The 26,141-nt window shown below is 61.6% G+C and carries 21 protein-coding genes; 20 read left to right on the plus strand and 1 reads right to left on the minus strand.

The features are described from left to right. Positions 1-191 precede the first annotated feature (191 nt). The 3 genes from AC07X6_RS12510 to AC07X6_RS12520 are packed head-to-tail and all read left to right on the plus strand — an operon-like array spanning position 192 to position 3,863. Positions 192-896 (plus strand): M12 family metallopeptidase, encoded by a 705-nt coding sequence (locus AC07X6_RS12510; protein WP_494791169.1) that lies wholly within the window; start codon positions 192-194, stop codon positions 894-896. Between the two features lie 13 nt (positions 897-909). After that, positions 910-3,300 (plus strand): hypothetical protein, encoded by a 2,391-nt coding sequence (locus AC07X6_RS12515; protein WP_494791170.1) that lies wholly within the window; start codon positions 910-912, stop codon positions 3,298-3,300. 29 nt (positions 3,301-3,329) lie between these two features. Beyond that, entirely contained in the window at positions 3,330-3,863 is a 534-nt protein-coding gene (locus tag AC07X6_RS12520) for a hypothetical protein (RefSeq protein WP_494791171.1), read from the plus strand. Positions 3,864-3,881: 18 nt separating this feature from the next. Here the strand turns inward: AC07X6_RS12520 and AC07X6_RS12525 are convergent, their stop codons facing one another. Further along, positions 3,882-4,595: a S24 family peptidase gene (locus AC07X6_RS12525; protein ID WP_230539376.1), complete on the minus strand. Its 714-nt coding sequence runs from the start codon at positions 4,593-4,595 to the stop codon at positions 3,882-3,884. Between the two features lie 149 nt (positions 4,596-4,744). Here AC07X6_RS12525 and AC07X6_RS12530 point away from each other — a divergent pair, with 149 nt between their 5' ends. From AC07X6_RS12530 to AC07X6_RS12610, 17 genes are all read left to right on the plus strand, one after another. Next, positions 4,745-5,158 (plus strand): FeoC-like transcriptional regulator, encoded by a 414-nt coding sequence (locus tag AC07X6_RS12530; protein WP_230539377.1) that lies wholly within the window; start codon positions 4,745-4,747, stop codon positions 5,156-5,158. A 25-nt stretch (positions 5,159-5,183) separates the two neighbouring features. Next, the gene (locus AC07X6_RS12535) at positions 5,184-5,726 is read left to right on the plus strand and encodes a hypothetical protein (protein WP_494791172.1); all 543 of its coding nucleotides are present in this window, start codon (positions 5,184-5,186) and stop codon (positions 5,724-5,726) included. 331 nt (positions 5,727-6,057) lie between these two features. Beyond that, positions 6,058-7,263 (plus strand): phage tail tube protein, encoded by a 1,206-nt coding sequence (locus tag AC07X6_RS12540; protein ID WP_494791173.1) that lies wholly within the window; start codon positions 6,058-6,060, stop codon positions 7,261-7,263. 75 nt (positions 7,264-7,338) lie between these two features. Next, positions 7,339-7,791, plus strand: a complete 453-nt coding sequence (locus tag AC07X6_RS12545; protein ID WP_230539380.1) for a hypothetical protein — start codon at positions 7,339-7,341, stop codon at positions 7,789-7,791. Between the two features lie 8 nt (positions 7,792-7,799). Further along, positions 7,800-8,135, plus strand: a complete 336-nt coding sequence (locus AC07X6_RS12550; RefSeq protein ID WP_474291805.1) for a phage tail assembly chaperone — start codon at positions 7,800-7,802, stop codon at positions 8,133-8,135. Positions 8,136-8,250: 115 nt separating this feature from the next. Next, complete coding sequence (locus tag AC07X6_RS12555; protein ID WP_494791174.1) at positions 8,251-12,822, plus strand: tape measure protein; 4,572 nt, start codon at positions 8,251-8,253, stop codon at positions 12,820-12,822. Beyond that, positions 12,819-14,288 (plus strand): hypothetical protein, encoded by a 1,470-nt coding sequence (locus tag AC07X6_RS12560; RefSeq protein WP_494791175.1) that lies wholly within the window; start codon positions 12,819-12,821, stop codon positions 14,286-14,288. Before AC07X6_RS12555 ends, AC07X6_RS12560 begins: the two co-directional genes overlap by 4 nt. Then, positions 14,285-16,864, plus strand: a complete 2,580-nt coding sequence (locus AC07X6_RS12565) for a hypothetical protein (RefSeq protein WP_494791176.1) — start codon at positions 14,285-14,287, stop codon at positions 16,862-16,864. Before AC07X6_RS12560 ends, AC07X6_RS12565 begins: the two co-directional genes overlap by 4 nt. Continuing rightward, positions 16,864-17,694, plus strand: a complete 831-nt coding sequence (locus AC07X6_RS12570) for a hypothetical protein (RefSeq protein ID WP_494791177.1) — start codon at positions 16,864-16,866, stop codon at positions 17,692-17,694. The genes AC07X6_RS12565 and AC07X6_RS12570 overlap by 1 nt, the downstream gene beginning before the upstream one ends. Next, on the plus strand, positions 17,694-19,577 hold the full coding sequence (locus AC07X6_RS12575; protein WP_494791178.1) for a hypothetical protein: 1,884 nt from the start codon (positions 17,694-17,696) through the stop codon (positions 19,575-19,577). The genes AC07X6_RS12570 and AC07X6_RS12575 overlap by 1 nt, the downstream gene beginning before the upstream one ends. 183 nt (positions 19,578-19,760) lie before the next feature. Next, on the plus strand, positions 19,761-20,615 hold the full coding sequence (locus tag AC07X6_RS12580) for a hypothetical protein (RefSeq protein ID WP_494791179.1): 855 nt from the start codon (positions 19,761-19,763) through the stop codon (positions 20,613-20,615). After that, the gene (locus AC07X6_RS12585; protein WP_494791180.1) at positions 20,616-22,415 is read left to right on the plus strand and encodes a hypothetical protein; all 1,800 of its coding nucleotides are present in this window, start codon (positions 20,616-20,618) and stop codon (positions 22,413-22,415) included. It abuts the gene before it with no gap. A gap of 68 nt (positions 22,416-22,483) precedes the next feature. Continuing rightward, complete coding sequence (locus AC07X6_RS12590) at positions 22,484-22,912, plus strand: hypothetical protein (protein WP_494791181.1); 429 nt, start codon at positions 22,484-22,486, stop codon at positions 22,910-22,912. A gap of 14 nt (positions 22,913-22,926) precedes the next feature. Then, the gene (locus tag AC07X6_RS12595) at positions 22,927-23,424 is read left to right on the plus strand and encodes a glycoside hydrolase family 19 protein (RefSeq protein ID WP_077406084.1); all 498 of its coding nucleotides are present in this window, start codon (positions 22,927-22,929) and stop codon (positions 23,422-23,424) included. Then, positions 23,421-23,747: a hypothetical protein gene (locus AC07X6_RS12600; protein WP_150130993.1), complete on the plus strand. Its 327-nt coding sequence runs from the start codon at positions 23,421-23,423 to the stop codon at positions 23,745-23,747. Before AC07X6_RS12595 ends, AC07X6_RS12600 begins: the two co-directional genes overlap by 4 nt. A gap of 71 nt (positions 23,748-23,818) precedes the next feature. Beyond that, complete coding sequence (locus AC07X6_RS12605) at positions 23,819-24,043, plus strand: hypothetical protein (RefSeq protein ID WP_494791182.1); 225 nt, start codon at positions 23,819-23,821, stop codon at positions 24,041-24,043. Positions 24,044-24,624: 581 nt separating this feature from the next. Next, entirely contained in the window at positions 24,625-26,124 is a 1,500-nt protein-coding gene (locus AC07X6_RS12610) for a nucleobase:cation symporter-2 family protein (protein ID WP_494791183.1), read from the plus strand. Positions 26,125-26,141 lie beyond the last annotated feature (17 nt).

Consider the following 26,141-nt stretch of genomic DNA (forward strand, 5'->3'; position numbering starts at 1 on the left):
CCGGCGATCGATGGTTGCGAAAAAAATATAAATGAACCTTTTTTCATTGGCGTCCGTCTTATGGAAAGGAGATACGGCCGCTGCCTGTCAGGCTTGCACTGCACTGCACTGCACTGCACTGCACTGCACTGCTGTTTTCTCCCTGTTCATACCAGTCCTGATATCCATCCTCACCATGACGGGAGACGACCATGCCGGCGAATAAACAATACTATTGCAGTTGTTTTACGAGCAAAGACATCGACCCCAAGCAGCGCGAGGTGCTTGAGCACCAGACCAAGGGCGTCCTTTTGCGGGACGCGAAATGGCCGGATCGTAGCGTCATCACCATACGTTTTCTTGAGGGCAATGCGGAACTGCAAGAGCGGGTGCGCCAGGTTGCCAATGAATGGGACAAGCTGGCGAATCTGACGTTCTCATTCGTCCAGCACGGCCCTAGCGACGTGCGCATCGCATTCCAGCAGGGGAATGGTTCGTGGTCTTACATGGGCACCATGTGCAGGAGCATACCGGAACCGAAGCCGACGATGAACTTCGGCTGGCTGACGACGGGGTCCAGCGATGAGGAAGTGCGCAGCGTGGTACTGCATGAATTCGGCCATTTGCTCGGCTTGACGCATGAACACATGAACCCCAGGGACGGCGGCATCAAATGGAACCGCGATGCCGTGATCCGCGACCTGAGCGGGCCGCCGAACAACTGGGACATGGATACGATCGAGCGCAACATGTTCCAGAAGTATACGCAGGATCAGGTGGTGGCGACCAAGCTGGATCGTGATTCGATCATGATGTATCCGATCCCGCTGGCGTGGACGGAAGATGGCACCTCGGTCGGCTTCAATTCCCGCTTGTCCGAGCAGGACAAGAAATTCATCAGGGATACCTACCGATAAGCGAGGGGGATATATGCCGGACCATGCGATATTAATCGGCATTGGCGACTATCCGGGATTGGGCGAGGATGAACAACCGGCCAGGCTGCTCGGCCCCGTTAACGATGTCGATGCCATCAAGGAGTGGTTGCTGGATCCGCAAGGCGGCGCCTTTGCCGATGACAGCACGATCCACGTCATTATTTCCGATGCCGCGGCGGCCGTGGCCGGCAAGCCCCGGCCCACGGGCTCCGAACTGGAGGCGGTGCTGGCGCGGATCGCCGACCTTGCCGAAGCCAACCGGCTAGCTGGCAAGAGCATGCAGGTGGGGGAGCGTCTGTACCTGTTCATGACGGGCCATGGTTTTTCGAGCCGGCGCAACAGTGCCTGCCTGTTTACCGCCGATGCCACGCCGCGCATGAATGCCCATATCCACGCCACCGGTTGGCTCAACTGGCTGCAGGACAGCGCACTGTTTCGTGAATTCGTGCTGTGGATGGACTGCTGCATGGATCGCATGGCGCTCGAGCCGGTGCGCGATCCGCTGTTGAACGTGATTAATGCCGGCATCCCGCCGCGGGCCAACTTTGTGGCTTTTGCCGCGCAGCGGCCGTTGAAGGCGGTCGAAAGGCTCATGCCGGCCGATGGCAAGGTGCACGGGGTGTTTACCTGGGCCTTGCTGCAAGGCTTGCGCGGGGCGGCGGCCGACCATAACGGCCGGGTCACGGGGCGCAGCCTGGCCGACTGGGTGCGCAATGCCCAGTCGGCCCTGATGACGGAGGACCAACGCGCCAGCAGCGAGGTCGCGCTGGAACCTGAAATCCTGCAGGAGGACCGCGCGCTGGTTTTCGCCCGCGGCATCGCACCATTGCGCTATCGCGTGGCGTTCGAATTCGCGCCTGAGGCGCTTGGCCATGCCGCCTGGCTGTGGAGCGGCGTGCCGCCTGTCGCGCAGCAGTTCACCGTCGATGGAACGGAGCAGTTGCTGGCGCCGGGACTTTACTTGCTGCAGGTACCGGCCCTGGGCTTGTCGCAGGGCTTTGAAGTGCTGTGCGACATGCGGGTTCAGGTACAGGAAACGGGGCCTGAGGTCGAGATGCCCGCAGTGGAGGAAATCTTCCGCCTCAAGGTCGATCCGGGGAACCTGACCACGGAGATCTTTGTCATCGATCAGCGCCTGTCGCTGGTTGACAGCCAGCCAGGGAGCTTGGCGGTGTCATTGCCGTTCGGCTTGTTCAAGATCAAGATGCGCTCCGGCCGCGCCATCAGCCAGCGCGTCATCATGCTCGATCGCGACAATATATCGATCGATGCCGCCAGCGTCACGCTTCCGCCATCGGCGGTAGTCCCCTTGCCTGGAGCAACATCCTCGCTGCCGGCGCATACCGAAGCCCGAATGCGGGCGCTCGAGGTGGCCAGCAGGCAGGCGGTCGATGCGGGCAACGGAGTGCTGCTGCTCATGGTGCGCGCCTATGCTGGCGGAAATGCCAAGTTGATGCACAGCGAACCGTGGCACGGTGTATCCGTCGTCGATGCCGACGGCACCACCGTTTTCGATTGCGCGCGCGATGCGGCATTGCAGCGCGACGCCGATCCGTATGCCGTGGGCAGCAGGGAGCTGGTGCCTGGTCCGTATTTCCTGCGCCAGACGTTGAAGGATGGCACCGTACTGGAACAGAGTTTGATTATCCGCAAGGGATGGCGGCTGGAAGTGTACCTGTTGCGCCGAGGTACCCCCGGCACGGACAAGCTATCCGTGCGGCCGCGTGTGTCGCTGATGATGCACAGGGTCGTAACGGGCGCTCCGTTGGATTATGGCAGCGATCAACTGGCCGAGAACGCCCGTCTGGCGCTTGCCGACGAGCGGCGCATACTCAGTGATGGTCTGGAAGACCTGTTGCTGCAAAATGCAGACAATCCTATCCTCGGCCTCATAGGCGCCCACCTGTTGCTGCTGGAGTTCGAGCGCGACCGGTATCGTCCCATGGGCAAACTCGATCCTGTCGTGCAATCGTTACTGCCTCTGCTCGGATCCACGCACCCTGACTGGGTGGCGCTGGCCCTGCAGTGCCCCGACATCAGGGTGCCGCAGGATGTGGCGCTCGATGGGCCGCCCCTGTTCGCGCGCAGCTGGCCCTTGCTGGTGCGGGCTGCGCAAGGTGGACGTATCAACCTTCCTTCCGCCATGTGGAGCCGGGTACAGGCGCTTGCCCCCTTGCCACCGTTTATGGCGTGGGCTATCGATGCGGATATCCGGAATGCCGTAAGCGCTACCTTGCGCAAGGCCCTCGCTTCGCCTGCGCCTGTCGTCCCTGCCATGGCCATGGCGCCGCCTGCGCAGGCCGATCCCTGGCAGATGAAGGCGCGGCAATTGCAGCTGCCGCCATCCGCGCTGGAACTGCTGGTACCCGCGCCGCTGCCATGACGCCTGGCCGCCTTGCGCTGGGGCAGCATTTGACATTGACCTTTCAGCGTTTCCGTTATCCGCCGACGGGTTTGGTTGAGCAACCTCCCGCCAGTCTCGGTGCGCTGCCAATCGGGCGCAATGCGGCAGGTGCATGGCTGCTGCCGCTGGCGGACGAAGAGTGTTTCTGGATCGGGATGGCCGAGAACCGGGCGGTGGTGCCATCGATGCTGGCGGTAATGGCCGAGCTGGGGGACGCAACACGGGTTGATGCAGTATCGGGCCAGCCATGGGATGGGGGCAGTCCTGGCGAGCTGGCCTTGCCTGGCGTCCTGTGGCTTGCCGGCATACGCCAGCAGGGCGCTACGCCCGTATGGAAAGTATTCGGCCATAAATACTCCGGACCCGCAGCAGCGTCCTGCGTTTCCTTGACGTTCAGGCTGCGTACCTGTCCTCCTGGCGAGGACGATATTGCCGTGCGCATCGATATCGTCGATTACGTCAGCTTCGCCCATGCCACCGGCGTTGCGGCGCCCCTGCCGATGGACGATGCCGCCGCCTACAAGGGATGGCGCTTGCCCTGAGATGCGCGTCGCGCCTGTTCAGATCCGGTCGCTTTCCTTGCGCACGACCCGGCCGACGATCAGGCATTCATTGCCACGGCATAGCTTGCGGTGGTATTTGCGCTGGTCCGGGTTGTCCGACGTCAGCCACCACTCGCCGATATCGCGCGCCATGCGCTTGACCACCGGCTCGCCTTCGTAATTGATGGCAAACACGATGCCGTCGGCCGGCCGGTTGTCGGCCGTATTGATGATCACCACGTCGTCCTCGTACAGGGCCGGCTCCATGCTCTCGCCCTTGACCTTGATCGCCACCAGTTTTTCTGGGTGGTAGCCATTGCGCTCGACCCAGCTGCGCGGCACGCTGATGGTGCTGCCGTCGTGCGTTTCCGGTTCGATGGCAAAGCCCGTGATCCCGGCCGACAGGCGCAATTTGACCTTGCGAATCGGGTAGAAGCGCTCGTCCTCGCCATCTTCCACGACCACAGGCTGCACGCCGGCCAGCGCGCGTGCGGCCAGCGCCGCCTGGTCGGGCGCCGCGCCCTGGTCGAAATACATGCTGTCCAGTTGCAGGTCCGCTTCCAGCTTGCGCGCGATTTTTTCGCTGAAGGCGCGTCCCTCGCGGTAGGTGGGCGAGAGGATTTGCGAGATGCGCGCCTCGCTCCAGCCGCTGACGTCGGAAATCTTCTTGCGTGTGTTGTCGTAGTGTTCGCGGATCAGGGCCAGCAGGCGGTCGCGTCTGTATTGATACATATTCATCTCCACATTAAACCTGAAATTTACCGTTTGATAAATTACCAAATGCTTGACTTTAACATTAGCGATTGATAAAGTCCACTCGTTGCCTGTCGCAAACGTACTACAGCGTTTACCGGTGGGCGACACCACGGGAGGTCAGGCAGATGTTGAACAGCAGTCAGTCGGTTGAAAGCAGGGCGGTGCCGCGGCAGGGGCGCCAGTTACAGGGACGCAGCAAGAAGTCGCAGCTGCATATCGCCCGCATCGCACAGTACATTCGCGAGCAGGGCCAGGCCAGCGCGGCGCAATTGTCCGCCTTGCTGGGACTCGATGCGGGCACCATGAGCCGCTATTTGCGCCACATGTGCGGCATGGGACAGATTCACCTGGCGCAGCGCCATTGCACGGAGCCGGGGCGCCAGCGGCCCGCCCTGTATGCGCTGGGCGAGCAGGACGACGAGGTCGACGGCTGGGCCGCACTGCCGCCGCAGGTGCGCCGCACGGCCAGCTGGCCACGCGGTGCGGCGCGCCGCGATCCGCTGGTGGCGGCCCTGTTCGGACCGGCGCAGGAAAATTAAGACCAGAATCAACGAGGAGAAAATCATGGGATTTGCAGAAAAATTCATCGCATCGCTGTCGTCGCAGAACCTGCGCGACGATGCCGTCCACCACGACCTGGACGTGATCGCGGCCGCCGCGCTGGCCGGCGACATGGGCGCCTTGCTGTGCCGCGTCAAATACGCGGACGGCACCGTCAGCCGCTTGTTCGAAGGCAATGCGGGCAACCTGGCGCAGCTGCTGCGCGCCTGGACGGCGGCCGTGACGCAGAAGGGCCGCGCGCGGCGCTGGGTCAAGGCGCATACGGCCTGGGATGCGCAGGCAGCCAATACCCTGTACCGCCGCGTGGCCGAAGCCTCGCTCGCGCATTGGCTCGACAGCAAATGCAAGGTATGCCATGGTACGGGCGTCGTCGCCGCCATGCAGGCCGGCGCGCCCGTTGTCTGCAAGGCTTGCCACGGCGCCGGCGAAGCGGCCATCAGCTGCTCCGGCGGTTTCGAGCTCGAACGCATCAAGGACATGGTCAGCGAGCTGGAAAGCATTTTTCAGTCGCACGGCGCCCGCGCCATGCGCCGCCTGGGTCACTGAAAAGTTTTTTGCAATATGCCTGGCCCTGAAAAAAATGCCCCTACAATAGAGTCTCGATCACGCAGCAACAGCAACACCGGCAACACCGCAGGACCACATGCTTCTCCACTCGTAATAGACGCGCTTTCGGCGCGACACCGATAGGGGAAATCAGCGCAGCGAACGGCCTTCATGGCCCCCTTCGCCCATTCCGTCCGGCACGGCCTCGCGCCATCCGGACGCCAGCCCGGCGCCGCGCCGCGCGGGCTTTCTATTTTCCCGATACTTGGCAGTTCCACCCCTCAAGACCACAGCTGTGGTCTTTTTTTTCATCCCACGAAAGGTATTACTTATGGCATCGACAGCAAACGGCATCGACAGCTTGATCGTTATCAGCAAACAAAGCGCCGAAGGCAGCAAGGCCGCCGCCGGCGGCGGCCAGATTTATCCCCGCGTCACGGCCACCTTCGACACGGAAGCGGACAAATACGCCAGCGCCGAAATCGACGCCAGCCAGCAGCAGGGCGATACCCGCCTCGGTAACTTCCGTACTACGGGTGCCATCAAGGCCGAAGCGGCGTGCGGCACCTATGCGCCGCTGATGGCAGCGCTGCTGCGCCGCGACTTCACGGCCGGCGGCGTCGCTGCCGCGCAAACCACCATCGCTGCCGCCGCCTCCGGCCTGACGCGCAGCGCCGGTTCCTGGCTGGCGGAAGGTTTCCGCGCCGGCAGCGTGGTGCGCATCACCGGCATGACGGCGCCGGCCGCCGCCAACAACGCGAAGAACTTTTTTGTGACTTCGGTGACGGCCACCAATCTGAATGGCCAGTTCATGGACGGATCGGCCATGGTCGTCAAGGCGGCCGGCGACTCGGTCGGCGTGGCGGCCGTGGGCAAGCGCAGCTTCACCCCCTTGAGCGGCCACACCACCGACTGGTTCACGGCCGAAGTGCAGGACCCGAAGATCGGCGTGCACCGCAGTTTCGTCGACCAGCTGGTCAGCAAGATGGATATCGCCGTGCAGCCGAATGGCATCACCAGCCTGGACTTTACCCTGATGGGCAAGGCGGAAGGCCCGACCACGGCCGTGCCGCATTTCACCGCGCCGCTGGCCGCGCCTGGCACCGGCAAGTTCTCGGGCGCCACGGCCATGCTGTCGGTAAACGGCATCCCGTCGCAGATCTGCACCGGCATGTCCGTCTCGCTCGATGGCCAGGTCAAGGTCGATCCGGTGATCGGCTCGAAGTACGCCACGGCCGCCTCGCGCGGCAAGGTGATGGGCTCGGGCCAGTTCACGGTGCTGCTGCAGGACGCCACCTACCTCGACTACTTCAAGTCCGAGACGGAAATCCCGCTGGCCTACGCCATGGCGTCGGGCACGGCGCCAACCGCCGACGTGCTGGCGCTGGCCATGGGCCGCATCAAGATCACCTCGGCCAAGATCGACGACGGCGAGAAAAACAAGATCGTCACCTGCGCCTTCGACGTCCTGCGCTACAAGGGCACCGATGCGCAGCATGAAGCGACCACCTTGAGCATCCAGGACAGCGCGCTGTAAGTAACTGGCGCCTGCACCGGGGCCGCCGTGATGGCGGCCTTTTACTTTTTACCTTTATCAAGAAAGAAAATACACATGAACAACGCACAAATGATCGCCTCGGCTGGTTTTGATATCTCCCTGCTGAATGACGGTAGCAAGCCCGTGGACCAGGTACACCTGGTGTCGGTCTTGTTCGACGAAGACGGTGCGCACAAGGCGGGCTTTGACATCGTCAGCAAAAATTCCGACCAGTACCGTGCCGTGATCCGCGAAACGTCGGTGGTGGCGATCAAGCGCTCGGTGCAAAAAAGCAAGCAGATCGACGCGAAGACCGACGAAGGCGCGGCGGAATTGTATGACCTGGCGGAAAACCGCAACATGAAGATCGCCATCGCTGTGGTGGTGGGCATGCCTGGTTTCGTCGACAAGGGCGTGCCGGTACAACCTTCCCCGGCTTTGCTGAAGGCGATTTTTGAAAAAATGCCGTCCTGGCAGGAAAAAGTGCTGGCTGCGCTCGAGGCGGACGGCAATTTTTTGACGGTCTAGCCACCGCCTTGCTGCTCTTTGCCGACGAACAGTTTGAGCGTTCGGCAAAGGCGGCCGATGGCAATGCGAAAGGCGAGCACCTGGATGCCGCGAAGCGCCATCCACTTTACCGGGAGCCGCAGGCTCCCGTTCGCGCGCAACTGCCGTTTGAACTGGCGCATGTGTGGCAGTTTTTTGTGCAGATGAGCCGCAAGCGGCAGAACGGCATGGCGGTCAATCCCTTGAGCAGCCTGGATATCCTGGCATGGCAACTGCGGCATCGTATCCGTCTGACGGTATGGGAAGAGGAACTGGTCGATCAGCTCGACGCAGCGTATATCTCCCATCAAAACAGTTCGCTTTAGCCCTGGTTTTGCCCTGATTTTTACAGCAGAGGTGACACGGAAAACACAACAGCCGTCGCGAAGGTGGCCTCGATTGCACAGTCACCTTTGCGGTGGCTTTTTTTATGGGTAAATTATGACCGTTGAAATTGAAACATTACAGATACGCATCGATACGCTCAATGTGCGCATCGCGGCAGATGACCTGGAACGCATGCGCGAGGCCAGCGAGCGGGCTGCCAAGTCGACGTTTAAACTCGAAGATGTCACGAAAAAATACACGGAGGTACTCTCCAACCTGGGTATTTCCAACAGTATTGGCCAGATCGTCAAACTGTCTGATGAATATACGAAACTGACAGCGCAATTGCGCATGTCGACCAGTTCCACGCAGGAATATGGCGAGGCGTACGACAATGTCAAGCGCATTGCCGCCTCGGGGCAGACAGACCTTGCCGCTACGGCGGGATTGTATGCCCAAATGAACGATGCGACCAAGAAATTGGGCATCAGCCAGGCCGAAGTGGCCGGCATCACCGAGGCCCTCAATCTGGGCGTCAAGGTCAGCGGCGCCTCCGCGGCCGATTCCACTACCGCCGTCAAGGGGCTGTCCGATGCCTTCGCCGATGGTGCCCTGAGCAGCCAGCAATTTAACGCCATCAGCCAGGCCGCCCCCGAAGTCATGGCGGCCATGGCCGCTGGCCTGGGCGTGTCGAAGGAAGCGTTCGCCGGGCTTGCTGGCGCAGGATTGATCACTGCCGACGTGATGGCCGTCGCGCTGCCGAACGCGCTGGGCGAGTTGCGCAAGGAAGCTGTGCAGTTCGAAACTATCGGTGGCAGCTTTACCGTCTTGAGCAACAACGTCATGGAATTCACGGCGAGACAGGCGGAGTCGACCGGCGCCGTGCGCCTGATGACGAGCGGCCTCGAATTTCTGTCGAATAACCTGACCCTGGTCGTTGGCGTGCTGGAAACGCTGACCACCGCGAAATTTGGCGCCTGGGCTGCCGGCGTCGTCGTGGCTACGTATAGCAAGGTCACGGCCAACCGGGCCTTGCTTGCATCCACCCTGGCGGCGGCGAATGCCGACGTGACGGCGACCGCCGCCACCTCGGTACTGGCGACCGCGCGCGTGGCTGAATTGCAAGCGACGATACGCGCCAGCCAGGCCGACGTGGCGCTGGCGTTGACCACCAATGGACTGATCCCGGCCCAGGCCCGCGCTGCAGTTGCCGCCGAGGCCCATGCGGCTGCATTGGTGGCGCAAACGACTGCAACGCGCGCAGCATCCGTGGCTGCTGGGGTGCTGAAGGGAGCCTTGGCATTCATGGGCGGTTATATCGGCTTGCTGGTGACTGTCGTAGGATTAGGTGTTACTGCCTGGAATATGTGGGGGAATTCATCGAAGGACAATGCGGAGAAGGCCGTAGAGCCCATGCGCAAAAGTACCAAAGATATCATTGCTGAACTCGACAAGCAGATGGTTCAGCTGGCAAAGCGCAATGAGCTGGCAAAGCTGGGCGTGTCCGGGCAGGGATTGGATACCCCGGCTGGCGCGCGCATGATAGAGATATCGACGGAAATGGAGGCGGTGCGCAATCGCACGGGGAAATACAAGTCCCTGGACAAGGCCGGGTTGGACAGCAGCCTGGCAAGGCTCCAGAGTGAGTTCGATGAGCTGCGCGGCAAGCTGAAGCAGCTTGAGGAGCAAGGCGCGGAGGGCAAACCGAAGAATGGACCGGCTACACGCGTGCCGATGCCTCCCGCTCCGCCAACGCCTTTCGAATCCATGATGGATGACATGCGTGGTAAAGCCCGCGACCTGAAGCGCGAGGCCGAAGGTTATGCCGAGCTGAATGAGGCACAACAGTTCGATTATCGGTTGAAAGAAATCCTGGCGGATCGGACGAGCAAAGTGACCGCGTCGCAGCAGGCGGGGTTCGACGTCAGGCGCAAGGTGATACAGGCCCATCTCGACGAGATCGAGGTGGACAAGATGGCCAGGGCAGCGGCGGAGCTGGCGCTGGCAGACGCGAAAGCGCTGTCCGATACACGGACGCAAGCCGTTGCCGATGCCGTCAAGGAGGCCGAAGCTGGCGAAAAGCTGGTAGCGGTGTATGGCATGAGCAAAGCCGCCATCGCGCAAAACGAAATGGCGCTGCTGAAGGAACAGCGCGCGGCGTTGGCGGTGGGCAAGGAAAATGCGGCCCAGATCGAGTATTTGAATGCTCTGATCGATGCCAAGCAGCGCAGCATGACGGCGACGGAAGAACTGGCCGCCAAGGAAGCGTCTGCCGCTGCGGCCAAGAAGGCCTCCGATGATTGGGCTGCCAGTGCCAAGGACATTGAAAAATCGCTGACTGACGCCTTCATGAATGGCTTCGAAGGCGGCAAGAACCTGGCGACGATGTTCAAGGACAAGTTGAAGAGCATGTTCAACAACCTCGTGCTGCAACCGATCATGTCGCCCATCGCGGCCGGCTTTGCCTCGTTCCTGAATCCGGGCGCGGCGCAAGCGCAGGGTAGCGTGGCCAACGGCGGCGGTATCCAGTCGCTCCTGAGTTCGGCGAAGGGCATCTACGATTCACTGTCGACGGGGCTGTCCGGCATCGGCAACTCGGTGGCTGACGGCGTACAGCGCGCTATCAACACGTTGCAAGGTTCTTCCTATTCTCCGTTTGTCAGCGCCAACGGTTCGTTCGCCACCGGCGTGGGCGCCGCGGCAAGCGTCGCCGCCGGCGTCATGGGCGGCGTGTATGGCGGCAAGATGATTTCAGGAGAATATGGCCGCAATGGCATCGTCAATGCTGGCACGGCGATCGGGGCTGTCGTTGGCAGCGTTTTCCCGGTGATAGGTACTGCCGTGGGCGCGCTGGTGGGTGGCCTGCTGGGCGGAGCAGCGAACCGTCTGTTCGGCATGGGCGAGAAAAAGGTCAGCAGCGCCGGCATTTCCGGCAGTCTCGGTGCCGATGGCTTTACGGGAGAGAGTTATTCGAACTGGACCCAGAAAGGCGGCCTTTTCCGCAAGAATAAAAAAGGTACCGACCGCTCTGAAGTCGATGCCGAGCTGGCGGCATCGCTTGGCGATACGTATGCGCAGATGAAGGCGGTGACGGGCGCCTTCGCCAGCACATTGGGCGTCAACACGGATAGCCTGGCCACACGCACGCAGTCGCTCAATATCGTCATGACCAAGGATGACGCCGCGAACCAGAAAGCGATTGCCGATTTCTTTACCGGCGTCGGTGATGCGATGGCAAAGGAACTGGTGCCATCGCTGTCGCAACTGAGCATGAAAGGCGAATCGGCGAGCGCTGCGCTGCAGCGCCTGGCAGGCCACTACGCTGTCGTCGATGTCGTGCTGGCTACCATGGGCAGCACCTCGCAGCAGGCATTCGGCGCCGTTGGCGTGGCGTCCCTGGCGGCACGCGAGCAGTTGGTCAAGGCCGCTGGCGGCGTGGAAGCACTGGGTAATCGCAGCGCGTTCTTTGCCGAAAACTACCTGACCGAAGCCGAGCGCCTGGCGCCCGTGCAAAAACACGTGACGGAACAGATGGCCGCCCTGGGCTATGCCAGCGTGACCACGCGCGCGCAGTTCAAGGACACGGTCTTGCAACTGGTCAATTCTGGCGCATTGGCCACCAAGACGGGCGCCGAGCAGTATGCGGGCTTGATGGCATTGGCTGATGCGTTTGCGAAGACGCATGCGGCGACGGAAGACCTGACCAAATCGGAGCAGGGTATCGCCGACGAGCGCAAGGGCATCCAGGAAAAGCTCGACCAGATGACGATGACTTCGGCGCAATTGCGTGTCCGCGAGCGTACTTTGGTCGATGCTTCCAACCGGGCGCTATATGACCAGCTGCAGGCGCGGCAAGACATCGCCAGCGCCTACGAGACGGAATCCTCCGCCCTCAAATCCACCATCGACCACCTGAAGTCGTTTGGCGACGGCATCCGCTCATTCAAGGATTCCCTGTTGCTGGGCAGCCTGTCGACCTTGACGCCGATGCAGAAGATGGTAGAGGCGCAGCGCCAGTATGAAGAGACGCTAGCCAAGGCGAAGACGGGCGATGCGGCGGCGCAGTCGGCGCTGACAGGTACGGCCACCGCGTATTTGACGGCGAGCCAGGTCGTGAACGCTGCAAGTGCGAGCTATGCCGCCGATGCGGCCAGGGTCCAGGCCGAGCTGGCAGCGCTGGCGGCGCTCACCGGCACACAGTTGAATGATGCGCAAAAGCAGCTGACGGCACTCGATACGCAAGTGGGGCAGTTGATTAACCTGAACAAAACGGCGGTAGGTATCGAGCAAGCGGTCGATGCGCTGGGTGCGGCGTTGAGGGCAGGTGGGCAGGCCGATATCACAGGCGGCATGCGGTTTGCGCCTGCTGCCGGCATGTCTGCCGTCGCTTCTTTCGGAGAGGCAGCGGTGGAAGCGCCGGCAGTCTTCGACCCCGTGCGCTATTCCTCGGCGGCGAACGTCGGCTCCGACGTCCTCGTCGCCGAAATCCGCGGCCTGCGCGAGGACAATCAGGCCATGCGCGTGGAGCTGGAAGGCTTGCGCGCCGACCAGCGGGCGCAAACGGGCGCCACCATCCAGGCCACCTTTGAATCGAATGCCAACGCCGCCAGGACGGTGGTCGATGGCGTGGACAAATCGTCCCGGGCATCCGCCTGGGCCAATGCAGTGAAAGGAGAATACGCATGACCTATGCGCAATTTCAGGATTGGCTGCAAAGCTCGTCGGCCATCCGCATGGTGCTGATCGAGGCGCAGGTGAATGTGGCCGGCAGCGAGGTGACGCGTTATATCGCTTCGCGGCCCTACGTCACCGGGCCGCGCGAAGTGCCAGCGAATACCGCGTACCAGCCGCTGGCCAAGGGCGGTCTGGCCTTCACGGAACAGGTCAGCCTGTCCGGCGAGGCGGGGCTGTCGGGCGGCGATATCGAACTCGATAACGCCGACGGCGCTCTGGATGGCTGGCTGGGCGACGTCTGGATGAACCGGCCAATCAAGGCCTGGGCCGGCGATCCATCCTGGCCGCGGGCCGACTTCCAGCTGGTCTTCGACGGCATCATCGCCGACGTGGCCAGTGCTGGGCGCGAGTCGGTTAACCTGGTGCTGCGTGACAAGCTGCAGCGCCTGAATACGCCGATCTCCGAAGCCAAGCTGGGTGGCAGCACGCCGAACAAGGACGCCATCCTGCCGATACCGTTCGGCGAGTGCCACAACGTGACGCCCTTGCTGACTGATCCGGCCACCCTGGAATACGGCTTTCTCGGCGCGGTCGAATCGACGTTCGAGGTGCGCACGAACGGCAAGCCGATCGCCGTGGCCTTGAATGACCAGGCGGGGCGCTTCAACCTGACGACCGATCCGTTTTCCACCACGATCACGGCCAGCGTGCAAGGCGACAAGGGCGGCGGGTATGCGCCGCGCATTGCCCCGCTGGTGCAGCGCATCGCCACCGCCTACGGCAAGGCGGCCGACCGTTTTACCCCGGACGACCTGGACCTGGCCAACCTGGCCGCCTTCGATGTGGCCCACCGGCAGCCGGTGGGGTTGTATGTTGCGGACCGCACGAACCAGGCGCAGGCCATCCAGCAACTTGCGGCCAGCGTGGGCGCCCAAGCGATCATGTCGCGCACCGGCCAGCTGCGCCTGGTGCAGATCGCGCTGCCGGCCGCCGGCGTGCCGGTGGCGATCGGCCCGGAGCAGATGCGCGAACGCTCGCTGCGTTCCGCGCAGCGCTTGCCGGTGACGGCCGCCGTGAAGATCGGCTTCGATCGAAACTGGACGCCGCAGGCTGGCCTGACGACGAGCATTCCGCCCGCGCATGCCGATCTGTATGCGACGGAATGGCTGACGGAGACCGTGGTGGACGAGGCGGTGCGCGCACGCTATCGCCTGAGCGACGACCCGGCGCAGATCGAGACCTGCCTCAAGACGCGGGCCGACGCCCGTGCGGAAGCGCAGCGGCGTCTGGAATTGAACAAGGTGCCGCGCACCATTTACGAATTCGATGGGGAACCCGAGATGATGATGCTGGAACTGGGACAGCCCGTGCAACTGCGCGCTGAACGCTTTGGCTTGCAGGATGGCGCACCGGGCGTGGTGGTGCTGCTGTCGCGCTTCTGGTTGACGGGCCGGGTGACGGTGGGGGTGCTCGTATGAGTGCGATTGTGGGGGAGCGCGACAGGCTGCTGCAGGCAACGGCAGAGCGTTTCAGTACCGTTGCCGATGGCAAGGCGATCCTGATGTCCGCCAGCACGCCCGTTTTTCGTGTCAATAGCGCCGGCGAAGGAGCACCCGACTCGATCGCCATTACCGCCAAGCCGGTCAATGTGGTGGGCGATATCGTGTTTTCCGTATCCGCCGGCACGGCGTTGCGGGTGAACGGCAACGTGGCCACGGTCGATTTTGCCAGCATGACTACCGATACGGCGCTGGTGCAGGCACGTATCCGTGAATTCGGCGTCGATTACCTCGCCAATTACATGATCAGCAAGGTCTTCGACGGCGCCGCCGGCGAGACGGGCCTGGCGGGATTGAACACGGGCCAGGCCTTCGCCTACAAGCGTGCCGCCGCCGCGCCCGGTGATTCACCGGGCGACGTAATCTTTACCTTTAGTACCGCCGCGATCACGACTCCGACCGGCAACGACCTGGCCAATGGCTGGTCGAAAAATATCCCGGCCGGCACGGCTCCGCTGTACGTGCGCGTGGCCGCCGCCAGCTCGCGCAATGCCACGGACAACATCGCCGCCAATGAGTGGACGGGGGCGGTGCAGCTGGCCAAGGACGGCGCCGATGGCTTGAACGTGATTTCTGTGCCCATCTACCAGCGTGGCGCGACCAATATTGCGCCGCCGCTGCCCACGGCCGTCTGCACGTTTACGTTTGCCACCGGCAAATTGGCGGGGCTGAACAACGGCTGGTCAACCCAGGTACCGTCAGCGGGCGGCGCCTATCTGTTCATGTCCGGTGCCACGGCCGTTTCAAGCGCGGCGACCGATGACATTGCCCCAGGCGAATGGGCCGCCGCTGCGCGCCTGGCCGCCGACGGCGCTACGGGGCAGCGCGGCACCGTGACGGTAGCGGCGCCCGGTTACTCGGCCTGGTCGGATGCGTCGGCTGTCTATGAGATCGGCAAGGCAGGCTATGGGGCGCCGGTCAACCGCGACGTCGTCACCTTGTACGACACGACGCATGCGGTGACGAAGTATTTTGAGAACGGCGCATGGCTGGTGCTGGGTACGGTGCTGAACGGCAATCTGCTGGTCAATGGCTCTGTGGCCACCCAAGCGCTGGCGGCAGATTCCGTTACAGCAGAAAAGATTGATGCGCGCGGCCTGAGCATCAAGGATTCAACCGGCAAGATTATTCTCAGCGCCGGTACGCCATTGACGTCCAACTATCTGAATGCAGGCATAGGCGCGGGGAATCTGATCAGCAATTCCGGCCCATACCCTGGTACTGCAGGGGACTTCGGCGTGGAGTATTCCTTCGCCCCGGGGCTAACCGCCGTCATTGCGAGTCCCGAGCTCTACCAGCCGACCGGCGCCGGTGGAGTCTACATGCGGTGCCCCGGGATCGTTCCAGTAGACGCTGTGGCTATTATGACCCCGAGACGGGCTGGCGCATTCCGAAAATTTCCTGTGATTTCTGGCGTGCGCTACGAATTCAGCATCTACATGACTACCCACCGTTGCAAGGGGGCGGCAAACATCGCATTTTACGATGGCGCGGGCGCGTATATAACTGAGATGGCTGGGAGTGTTGTGGACAGCGTGTCGTCCACAGGTCCCCTGAGCGCATGGCCAAGGTCCGTGGTATTCGCCGCGGCGCCGGCAGGGGCCGCTTACGCATCTGTGCGTGGCGTGCTTGTTGGCAAGGGAGAAGTCGATGCCTACCTTTTTACTTCATCGTGGTATTTCGGCGTGGCGATGGCCGCGCAGACGGTGCCGTCAGCTTGGGCGGATGGCCCAGGGGCAGGTTTCGGCGACAATATTTACGGCCAGATCACGCCGTCCACATCCCCGACTTACATCGCCAACGCGGCCATCGTTAATGCGCAGATTGGTGGCGATATTTATAGCAGCAATTGGAGTGGAAGTGGTAGCAAGACGGGATGGTGCCTGGATCGAAATGGAAATTTGCACGCGAATAGTGGCACTTTCCGTGGTGAACTGCTTGGTGCTTCTGGCACTTTTTCCGGGAAGTTGACGGCAGACACCATTATTGCCGGACGTGGTCAAAACAAAAATAATACGACGTTTATCGATTTTAACGCTACGGGCAGTATGCCGTTTATCTATGCTGGCTCGGGAGCAGTGAGTATCACCGCCGATGGTGAAGGTACTTTTGCCCGCAGACTCCTGTCACCACCGAATTTGGTGCGTCGTGGAATGACGCCCATTTCCCCAGGGCTAGTTGGATGGACTGGTGAAGAATATCGCCCCTTTACCGTTTACATCGATACCGGGAAAGCATTCGATATTGCATGGCATGAGGCTCCGTCGGACACTTTTTTGGCCACCGCGACGATTTCAAAGGGTGATTCGAGCCCGAACGGTGGCTGCAATGGTTATTGCGAAGCGTCTGTTGTTGTTGGTGATGGCCTCAAAAGTGCTAGTGCCTCCCTCCTGCCAATTGATAATCAGATATACATTCGATTTACCTGGACCCCGGTTAGTGGCAATGGCTACATTATCCCAACTGAGATCACCTGGAAGCTGGTGAAAATCTAATGAAAAATCTACGCATTATTTATGACAACGCCACCGACCGCGCAATGTTGATCGCATCGAGCCAGGCCGGCACCTTGGGTCCGACCAATCTGCAGCGAGAGGGAAAGTCTCTGGTCTTGCGCTCAATCGGCACGGTGCAGAGCATCACGGTAACCTGGCCGGCACCAGAAATTGTCGGTGGCGTGGCCTTGCCGTTTTGCAACCTGACTCCTGGGGCGACCATCCGCGTGCGCGGCTACATCGAGCCTGGCCACACTACGCCAGCATTCGATAGTGGCCTCATGCCAGCGTGCGAGTATGCGCGGCTGGGCATGTGGGACTGGGGCGCATTGCCGCTGGGCTTGAATGCCTACAGTTACGGCGGCGGTACCTACGCCCGCTGCTGGTTTCAGATGCGCAGCATCAGGAAGCTGGTGATCGACCTGGCCGACCCCGACAATCCTGCCGGCTACATCGAGGCCGCACGCCTGGTGGCTGGCCCTTACTGGAGTCCCGAGCAGAACGTGTCGTATGGCGCCGGTATCACGCCAATCGATACCAGCAGCCAGTACCGCAATGGCGCCGGCGAACAGAAGGTGGAGCGGGGCGTGATGTACCGCAAGCTGTCGCTGGCGCTCGATCACATGACGTCACTGGACCGTGCCGAGCTGTGGCGCATCGTGCGCGGCAACGGCCTGTCGCGTCCGCTTTTTGTCAGCCTGTATCCGGATAGCGACGATGTCGAGCTGGAGCAGGCGCACCAGGTGTATGGGCGGTTGGCCAATTTGGCCGCCATCACCACGCCATCTTTCCAGGCATATGCCACCAACATCGAAATCGAGGAACTGTAATGGGTGATTTTTTTTACTATGGTCAGAAGGATACGATCCAGCGCTTGAATGAGCTGGCTGGACGGGGTGTCGTGGTGGCGTCGTATGCGCCAGCTGTGGGGCGGTCGCCGCTTGGTGGGCCGAATGGTTATATGGATGCAGCGTGGATTGATACTGCAACGCCAATTAAGACACAGCTTCCAATTAGTGTTGGTATGGGAATGGCGAACAAATATGGATACAACTACCTGCAAGGTGGTCAAGGTCAGCGCCTGTATAAAATCGCAACCTTGGAGCCTACGGTTTCCAGCACGTATTCGTCGCTGCGTATTGATGCAATGGTGGGGGGGTGGGGCGCTTATGATTTGACAGCCATGACTATCATCATTGGTAGTCGTGTCGCTACGGCAGCTGAAGGTGTGAACGTTGAGTGGTCGTCCAGCCGCTTCATCCCGGTTAATGTACGATTCTTGGCGTACTTGGAATCAGATGGCAAAGTCTCGGTATACCTGTTTTTTTTGGCAGGTGGTTTTGCTCAGGCATCGTTTCAATTGATGGGAATGCAGATCGCTACCTATACCAGTCCAGTTGCGGTGGACACAGTGACTGGCACGCCAGTATGGGATAGTTCCGCAAGCCCATCGGAGCCTTTGTATCGCTCCCCTCGTTCGCGTGGTATGGGTAACGCCCCAACCACTCTGCAAGGTACGAGCTTTGACAGCATTGTCGAAGTGCGTGCGCAAGACGGTAACACGTCTTCAGTGTCGTACCTTGCAGGCGCGCCAAAAGCGCACTCAATGGTAGCTAAACAAGAGGCAGAAGCCCTTCGTATTGGTGTATCCGGCAATTCGGGTATCTCATATGCCGGTTTTTTCAATGCTGTGGTATCCGTAGGTGAAAATGCCAGCCCATTCGCATTGGGATACAAACTGGCGCTTAAGGCTCGTGATGTGGGTTCGGGGAACTTCACCCCAACACTGTTTTCCATTACTGGCAATGGCATGGTTTATGTTCCTTTGCTCAAGGCAGGAAGTAGCGACCCTTCTCTACTGCGACATAACATCTGCCGTGGGACAGGGCAAGGAGCAGAGATTATATATTTTGGCGTTGATAACGCCCCCGCGCCAAGTGTAGGTATTTTAGCCTCTGAAGGGGTAGGAAGTTGGTCGGCACCGGTAGCGGTACTATATGTAGGCAAGAACTCCACGACAGGTCGCAGCGTATCAGCCGGAGGTACCGTCAATACGTCTGGCAATGACTATGCTGAGTATATTTTCAAAAGCCCAACCTGCGGTATCGTTTCCCCCGGTCAAATAGTCGGCATTACCGCCGACAATAAAGTCACGGACCAGTGGGCCGATGCTGTCATGTTCTCGATCAAATCGACGGCGCCCTCGTTTGTCGGTGGTGATTCCTGGGCGAATGACATAGGGCAGCGACCATCGCCCCAGGCAGGGCCAGCGCCGACCCAACCCCGGCGCCGCGAAGACCTGCTCACGCAGCAGCCCGTGCCCGGTATCAACCCACCGGTATTCGAAGACGTGATAACGGAAACCGGCGACACCGATGACGAGTGGGCGGAAAAGCAGGCCACCTACACCGCCGCACTGGCCGCCCATAACATTGCCGTGCAGAAGGATGCCGAAGCCATGGCCTCCTTCGACGCGGCGCTGGAAGTCGAGCGCCAGAAGGTCGACCGCATCGCCATCGCCGGCCGCGTGCCGGTGAACGTGCTGGGCGCACAGCCTGGCGACTACATCGTGCCGGTGCAGGACGACACCGGCATCAAAGGCATCGCCGTGCACGAGGACGATCTCAGCATGAAGCAGTACCTGCATGCAGTCGGCCGCGTGATCTCGATCGAACCCGATGGCCGGGCTTATGTGATGGTCAAGTCCGTGTGACCAGGCAGTAATCCCTCCCAAACCCGCTTCGGCGGGTTTTTTTATTTCCTCCACCAGTATCGAAATGGTCGAGGTGATGCTGTCGAAGCGGCGCTGGGAATTTGCCGCCACCGAGCCTATCTGCGCTGCCACTGGGTTTATTTCACCAATCACTTACCTCATTCAGGAAGGGGCATTGCTGCCATGAGCAATCTTCGCATCATCCACGACAACGCCGCTGACCGCGCGGTGCTGGCTGCATCAAGCCAAACCGGCGAACTGGGTCCGGCCAACCTGCAGCGCGACAGCAAGAATGCCGTGCTGCGCGCCAGCGGCACTGCACAGACCATCATCGCCACCTGGCCAACGCAGGAGTCCATCGCCTGCGTGGCGCTGATCTCCACCAACATGACCAGCAGCGCGCGCATGCGCGTGCGCGGCTATGCCCAGCCGGGCGACGCAGTGCCGGTATTCGACACAGGCAGCATCTTCCCGTGCCCGGCTGCCGTGCATGGCTCCTATCCCTGGGGCGTGCTGCCGCTCGGCTGGAACGCCTATCAGTGGGGCGGCGTGAACACTTGGCCGTGCGGCGGCGGCTCCGACGGCGTGACATGGTTCGCCCCTGTACGCGTGCGCCAGATAGTGATCGACGTATCTGCGCGACAAAGCCCGGAAGGCTACCTGGAAATCTCGCGTCTGGTGGTGGGCAATTACTGGTCACCGCAATACAACGCCGAGTATGGCGCCCAGTTGCAGACGCAGGATAGCAGTGAAAATTACCGCACGGGTGCAGGCAACCTGAAAACTGCGCTGGGCACGAGCAGCGACAAGCTGAGCATCAATCTGACGCACCTGACATCGATGGACCGTGCGCGCTTCATGCGTATCCTGCGCGAGAACGGCAAGGGCAAGGCGATGCTGTTCAGTTTGTTCCCGGAAAACCCGGATCCGTTGCTGGAGCAGGATTACATGCTGTATGGCAAAGCCAGCAACAGCGACGCGGTAACTACGCCGTACTTTGACACTTATTCTGCACCACTACAAATTGAAGGAATTTAAATGGCTGACAAATTTTATGATGGTATGCCCAACGTCAACGAGAAATTGAATGAGATGGATCGGGCGTTTGCGGCGGGACCGTACAACGCGTTGCCTTTAACTGGCGGCACTATGTCAGGACCGATCACGACGCCGAGCTTCATTACGATGGCGGTGCGTGGTCCTGGTCAGCAACAGAATGTTGGTCTAAGCAATGGCTGGTGGCGTATTGCCAAGTTTAATGTTGCTGCCTTGAGCGGTGAAGCCACCATCCGGATTTCCGGCGCGACTTCGTATTCATCCTACGAAGGTTCCTCCAATGGCATCGAAACGGTGATTTTGTTGCGCTGTGATAATGATGGCAAGATTCGTGGCTCTTGGTACAGTATTGGCGATGGCAAGCATGCCGATATCCAGGGAGTAAAGATAGGCAGCGATGGCGTCATCTATGTGGGCGCGGTGCAGTTTTCCACGCTGTCCTGCTATATCGATTCAAATATGTGGTTTCAGCAAAAACTGGAATTCCTTGGTACCGAGCTGCCCAAGGATTCGTGGGATGCCATCGCCGTGTATGCGCTGAGCGTTGGCGGCGCACCAGCCATGACAGTAAGGCCGGGAGCCGTCGAATTGCAGACTAATTCGACGTTGAATGGTCCTAAAACCATTCATGTAGGTCTACGCGGCGGACAGCAAAGTAGCCTGTTGGTGCCAAACGGCGGCAATCCATTGTTGCCCAACACATATTACGAAGTGGGCGCGCTGGGTGTCGGCGGCATAGCCGGCGCTGCGTTTCCCGGTCGCTTCCTCTGGTCAACTTCCGCAGGAAGCGGTAGCCTTTACTATCAAGGCTACAAGATGAATCTGCGGGCCTATGACGAAAACAGCGGGAATCTCTCCGCACCCTTGCTGGGCGTTACCGGCACGGGCCAGGTGGCGTGGCCGGGCAATATGCGGTGCGGCCCCGCTTCCACGGGCGCGGCGGCGCGTGATCTCCATACGATTTACAAGGATACGACACCGGCGGGGGAGATACTGTACGTGGGCCGCACTGGCGAACCGGCGACGGCCACCCTGGCGGTACTGGCTGGCGCCGGTACCGCATCATGGGCAGGGAGCACCGCCGTGCTGTATGTGGGCCTCCAGACCACCGGCCGCAGCATCAATGCCGCTGGCACGATCAATGCCAGTGGCGCCGACTATGCCGAATACATGTTGAAGTCTCCTGCATGCGGCATCGTCGCGGCAGGACAGGTGATCGGCATCGGCGCGGACGGCAAGCTTACCGATCGCTGGGCCGACGCCATCTCGTTTGCCGTGAAATCTACCGATCCTTGCATGGTGGGCGGCGACAAATGGTCGCAGCGGCTCGGTTCCCGTCCGCCATCTGTGACGCGTGTACCCGATAGCGTCGAATCGCAGCTGGTCAGCGAGGCGCAACCGGCTGTCGAAGCCGTCTACGATGGCTTGACCCTGCTCACGCCAGCGATTCCCGCCAAGGCTGCCGTATACCGCGAGGTACCGCTGGCAGGCGATACGGATGAAGAGTGGGCTGTTCGGCAGGCTCCAGGGCTTGCCTTCGATGCCGCACTCGAAGCGCTGCGCCAGACGGTTGACCGCATCGCTTTCGCCGGTCAGGTGCCATGCAACGTCCTGGGAGCCACTTCCGGACAGTTCATCGTGCCGGTGCAGCAAGGCGAGGGCATTGCGGGCATTGCCATCAATGAGGAGGATATGACGCTCCAGCAATACATGCGTGCCATCGGCAAGGTCATCGCCATCGAAGATGATGGACGCGCCCGTGTCATTGTGAAAGTGGCATAAAGACTGCGCTTGCAACATCCCAACCCGCCTCGGCGGGTTTTTTCATTTCCACCACCTGAAAGGCAATCATGGCCCTCGAAACCACCGCCGCCGGCGGCGCATTGATCAAACTGTTTGGCGTGCCCGTGCTGGCCGGCGCCGCCGCCACGTCGCTGGGCTTCATGTTCATGTGGCCCCAGTCCACCAAGGAGGCATTCATTCGTTTCTGTTCCAGCATCATCATTTCCACCTTTCTCGGTCCCTTGCTCGTGGCCGCCGTGCTGTCGTGGTGGCCCAGCCTGTTCGACAGCGCGAAGACCGTGGCGGCCCTGTATGGCGGCGACCCGGCCACGGGGTTTTTGTTCATCGCCGCGCCGCTGATGGTGGCGGCTGGCTTGCCCGCCTGGTGGGTGCTGGGCGCCTGCGTGCGCTGGTTCGACAAGCGGCGCGGCAAGGATATCGGCGAACTGGCGGCCGATGCGGCCGCTGCCGTCAAGGATGTGCGGGGCCTGCTGTGACAGGCGCGCAATTGATGCAGATCATGCCGTTGGCTGGCCGCCGCGCTATGCTGTTCCTGGCGCCCTTGAATGCGGCGATGGCAGAATTCGGTATTGATACGCCGCTGCGTCAAGCGGCGTTCCTGGCACAGGTGGGCCACGAATCGGGACAGTTGCGCTATGTGCGCGAGCTGGCCAGCGGCGCGGCTTATGAGGGGAGGGCGGATCTGGGCAATGTGATTGCCGGCGACGGCGTGCGCTTCAAGGGGCGCGGCTTGCTGCAGGTGACGGGGCGCGCCAATTATGCGGCGTGCGGCGTGTCGCTGGGTCTGGACTTACTGGCGGCGCCGCAGTTGCTGGAGCAAACGATTTTCGCGTGTCGCTCGGCGGGCTGGTTTTGGCAATCGCGCGGCTTGAACCGCCTGGCCGATGCGGGCGACCAGGAACGGGTGACGCGCCGCATCAACGGCGGCGTGAACGGTCTGGCCGAGCGCTTGGTCATATTCGCGGCAGCGCGCAAGGTGCTGACGTGAAGCCGTCGTTGAGCATCCTGGCCATGCTGCTGTTGCTGGGGGCAGCCGTGTTTTGCGCCCAGCGCTGGGGCCGCGAAGCCGGTCGCGCCGCGTGTGCGGCGCAAGTGCAGGAGGTGCAGGGCCTGTTGCGGCGCCAGACCCAGGCGCTGAGTGCGATGCGGGAAGAGGCCGCACGCCGGTCGGCGCGGGCCCGGCAGGCATTGGCCACGGCGCAGGCCGGGCAGGCAGGCGCCCAGGCGGCAGCGGCGCGCATCCTGGCATTGCAGCCAGGTGACGACGCTTGCCGCGCGGCCGAGGCGCTGATCGCCAGCGAAATGCCATGAGGCCGCAGTGTGAGAGTAGGGGATGGCTGGCAAGGAGGCGGAGTATCAAGTGTGCCGGCAAGGTATTGCTGGTGAGTGTATTGACCGGCTGTGCGGCATGGGTGCCCGCATCGAAGGTGGAAACTTGGCCGGTGAGCGCGCCCTGCATCGCCGCGCTCCCGGCCGCTCCCGCCTTGCCGGCTGTGCCATCCCACGGCATCTTCGAGCAAGTGCAAGCCCTGCTGGCGCGCGAGCAATTGCGTGCCGCCCATGTGCGCCAGCTGGAATCGCTGCTTGAGGCCTGCTCTGATGGCTAGGAGTCTATCCCGGTAGGGAGCGTCTTCTGCTGGCAGCGCATCAGGAGCGAGAACAAGGCGTGAGGGGACGCGTGGCGAGCCACGCCATGACTATCAACACAGTCCTCACTTCCGAGAGGCGCCAGCAGGGGGGTATGCATCTACTGGGATAGGCTCCAAGCACCAGTCGCCAGGTTCCAGCTTCAGACTCCAACTTCAACTCCAACTTCAACTCCAACTCCAACTCCAACTCCAACTCCAACTCCAACTCCAACTCCAACTCCAACTCCAACTCCTGCCATCAGCCATCAGCGGCCGGTCAGCCCCGCCGCCTTGTGCCGCCTTCTGGTGCAGGCGGCTGGCAGCCTGCGAGAAAACGGTGCATCCACCGTCAAATTGCCTGATCTCTGGCGATTTTCGGCACGATTCTTGTATACAATCCACCTGGCACGATGCGTGCATGGCATGCCTTGGTCATCCCATCCAAGGAGCTTCGCATGCCTCATCCGCCGCCAGTGTGTTCCTGTCGTCCCGTTTCTCTCTTGCTTTTCCCTTTCACCTGCGCCCATCCGGGCCGCGGTAACCCAGGAAATGGAGCGTAAATGGCCACTCCCCGTCTGAAATCCATCCACCGCAGCGTGCCCGGCGCAACGCCTGCCGCACCGTCCCCCGTCGATGAAATCCTGCCAGCCGGCAAACTGTTCACCCTGGGCTTGCAGCACGTGCTCGTCATGTATGCGGGCGCCATCGCCGTGCCGCTGATCGTCGGCCGCGCCCTCAAGCTGCCGCCCGAGCAGCTGGCGGCATTGATCAGTGCCGACCTGTTCTGTTGCGGCCTGGTGACCCTGATCCAGTCTTTGGGCATCGGCAAGTACTTCGGCATCCGCCTGCCAGTGATGATGGGCGTCACCTTTGCCGCCGTCAGTCCCATGCTGGCCATGGCGAACAATCCCGCCCTGGGCATCACCGGCATCTTTGGCGCCGTGATCGGCGCCGGCGTCGTCTCCATGCTGATCGCGCCCTTCATCAGCCGCCTGCTGGTTCTGTTTCCGCCCGTGGTTACGGGCAGCATCATTGCCGTGATCGGCGTGTCGCTGATGCGCGTGGGCGTGAACTGGGCCATGGGCGGGCCGCCCGCCATGGCGCAAATCGCCGATCCCGCCTTCCTCAAGATGGCCGCTGCCGCCACGGCGGCCGGCTTGCCCGCGCCAGCCGGCCCCGTGCCCCTGATCGCCAACCCCGGCTACGGCGCGCTGGATAACATGGGCATCGCCTTCTTCGTGCTGGCCGTCATCTTGCTGGTCGCCAAGTATGGCCGCGGTTTCCTGTCGAATATCGCCGTGTTGATCGGCATCATCGCCGGCACGGCCCTGTCGTTTGCGCTGGGCAAGGCCGATTTCGCCAAGGTGGCCGGCGCCAAGGCCTTTGCCATCGTCACGCCATTCCAGTTCGGCATGCCGACCTTCGACCTGGTTGCCATCGTCACCATGAGTTTGGTGATGATCGTCGTCATGATCGAGTCCCTGGGCATGTTTTTGGCGCTGGGAGAGATGACGGACAAGCGCGTCACGCAGGCCGACATCAGCCGCGGCTTGCGCGTCGATGGCCTGGGCACCCTGATCGGCGGCATCTTCAATACCTTTCCGTACACCTCGTTCTCGCAAAACGTGGGCCTGGTGGGCGTGACGGGCGTGCGCAGCCGCTGGGTCTGCGTGGCGGCCGGCCTCATCCTGCTGGTGATGGGCGTGATTCCGAAGATTGCGCAGACGGCCGAAGCCGTGCCGGCGTTCGTGCTGGGCGGGGCAGGGCTGGTGATGTTCGGCATGGTCGCCGCCACCGGCATCCGCATCCTGGCCGGCGTCGACTACAAGAGCAACCGCAACAACCTGTTCATTGTCGCCCTGGCTATCGGCTTCGGCATGCTGCCGCTGGTGGCGGAACAATATGCGCAGCACATGCCCAAGGCCCTGTCGCCGTTGTTGCACAGCGGCATCCTGCTGGCCGCCATCGTCGCCGTGCTGCTCAATCTGTTCTTCAACGGCCTGGCGTCGCAGGAAAGGGCGCGGGAGCAGGCGCGCGACAACAGTCATGGCAGCGAGTAAGGTGCCGCCCTGTGCCC

The sequence above is a fragment of the Janthinobacterium sp. GW460-12-1-14-LB5 genome, assembly GCF_059423585.1.

What these genes read in the sequence shown, in the direction of transcription:
- AC07X6_RS12510 (WP_494791169.1), top strand. Translation starts at nt 192, where the DNA reads ATGCCGGCGAATAAACAATACTATTGCAGTTGTTTTACGAGCAAAGAC.
- AC07X6_RS12515 (WP_494791170.1), top strand. Translation starts at nt 910, where the DNA reads ATGCCGGACCATGCGATATTAATCGGCATTGGCGACTATCCGGGATTG.
- AC07X6_RS12525 (WP_230539376.1), bottom strand. Translation starts at nt 4,595, where the DNA reads ATGTATCAATACAGACGCGACCGCCTGCTGGCCCTGATCCGCGAACAC.
- AC07X6_RS12530 (WP_230539377.1), top strand. Translation starts at nt 4,745, where the DNA reads ATGTTGAACAGCAGTCAGTCGGTTGAAAGCAGGGCGGTGCCGCGGCAG.
- AC07X6_RS12535 (WP_494791172.1), top strand. Translation starts at nt 5,184, where the DNA reads ATGGGATTTGCAGAAAAATTCATCGCATCGCTGTCGTCGCAGAACCTG.
- AC07X6_RS12540 (WP_494791173.1), top strand. Translation starts at nt 6,058, where the DNA reads ATGGCATCGACAGCAAACGGCATCGACAGCTTGATCGTTATCAGCAAA.
- AC07X6_RS12545 (WP_230539380.1), top strand. Translation starts at nt 7,339, where the DNA reads ATGAACAACGCACAAATGATCGCCTCGGCTGGTTTTGATATCTCCCTG.
- AC07X6_RS12555 (WP_494791174.1), top strand. Translation starts at nt 8,251, where the DNA reads ATGACCGTTGAAATTGAAACATTACAGATACGCATCGATACGCTCAAT.
- AC07X6_RS12560 (WP_494791175.1), top strand. Translation starts at nt 12,819, where the DNA reads ATGACCTATGCGCAATTTCAGGATTGGCTGCAAAGCTCGTCGGCCATC.
- AC07X6_RS12565 (WP_494791176.1), top strand. Translation starts at nt 14,285, where the DNA reads ATGAGTGCGATTGTGGGGGAGCGCGACAGGCTGCTGCAGGCAACGGCA.
- AC07X6_RS12570 (WP_494791177.1), top strand. Translation starts at nt 16,864, where the DNA reads ATGAAAAATCTACGCATTATTTATGACAACGCCACCGACCGCGCAATG.
- AC07X6_RS12575 (WP_494791178.1), top strand. Translation starts at nt 17,694, where the DNA reads ATGGGTGATTTTTTTTACTATGGTCAGAAGGATACGATCCAGCGCTTG.
- AC07X6_RS12580 (WP_494791179.1), top strand. Translation starts at nt 19,761, where the DNA reads ATGAGCAATCTTCGCATCATCCACGACAACGCCGCTGACCGCGCGGTG.
- AC07X6_RS12585 (WP_494791180.1), top strand. Translation starts at nt 20,616, where the DNA reads ATGGCTGACAAATTTTATGATGGTATGCCCAACGTCAACGAGAAATTG.
- AC07X6_RS12590 (WP_494791181.1), top strand. Translation starts at nt 22,484, where the DNA reads ATGGCCCTCGAAACCACCGCCGCCGGCGGCGCATTGATCAAACTGTTT.
- AC07X6_RS12595 (WP_077406084.1), top strand. Translation starts at nt 22,927, where the DNA reads ATGCAGATCATGCCGTTGGCTGGCCGCCGCGCTATGCTGTTCCTGGCG.
- AC07X6_RS12610 (WP_494791183.1), top strand. Translation starts at nt 24,625, where the DNA reads ATGGCCACTCCCCGTCTGAAATCCATCCACCGCAGCGTGCCCGGCGCA.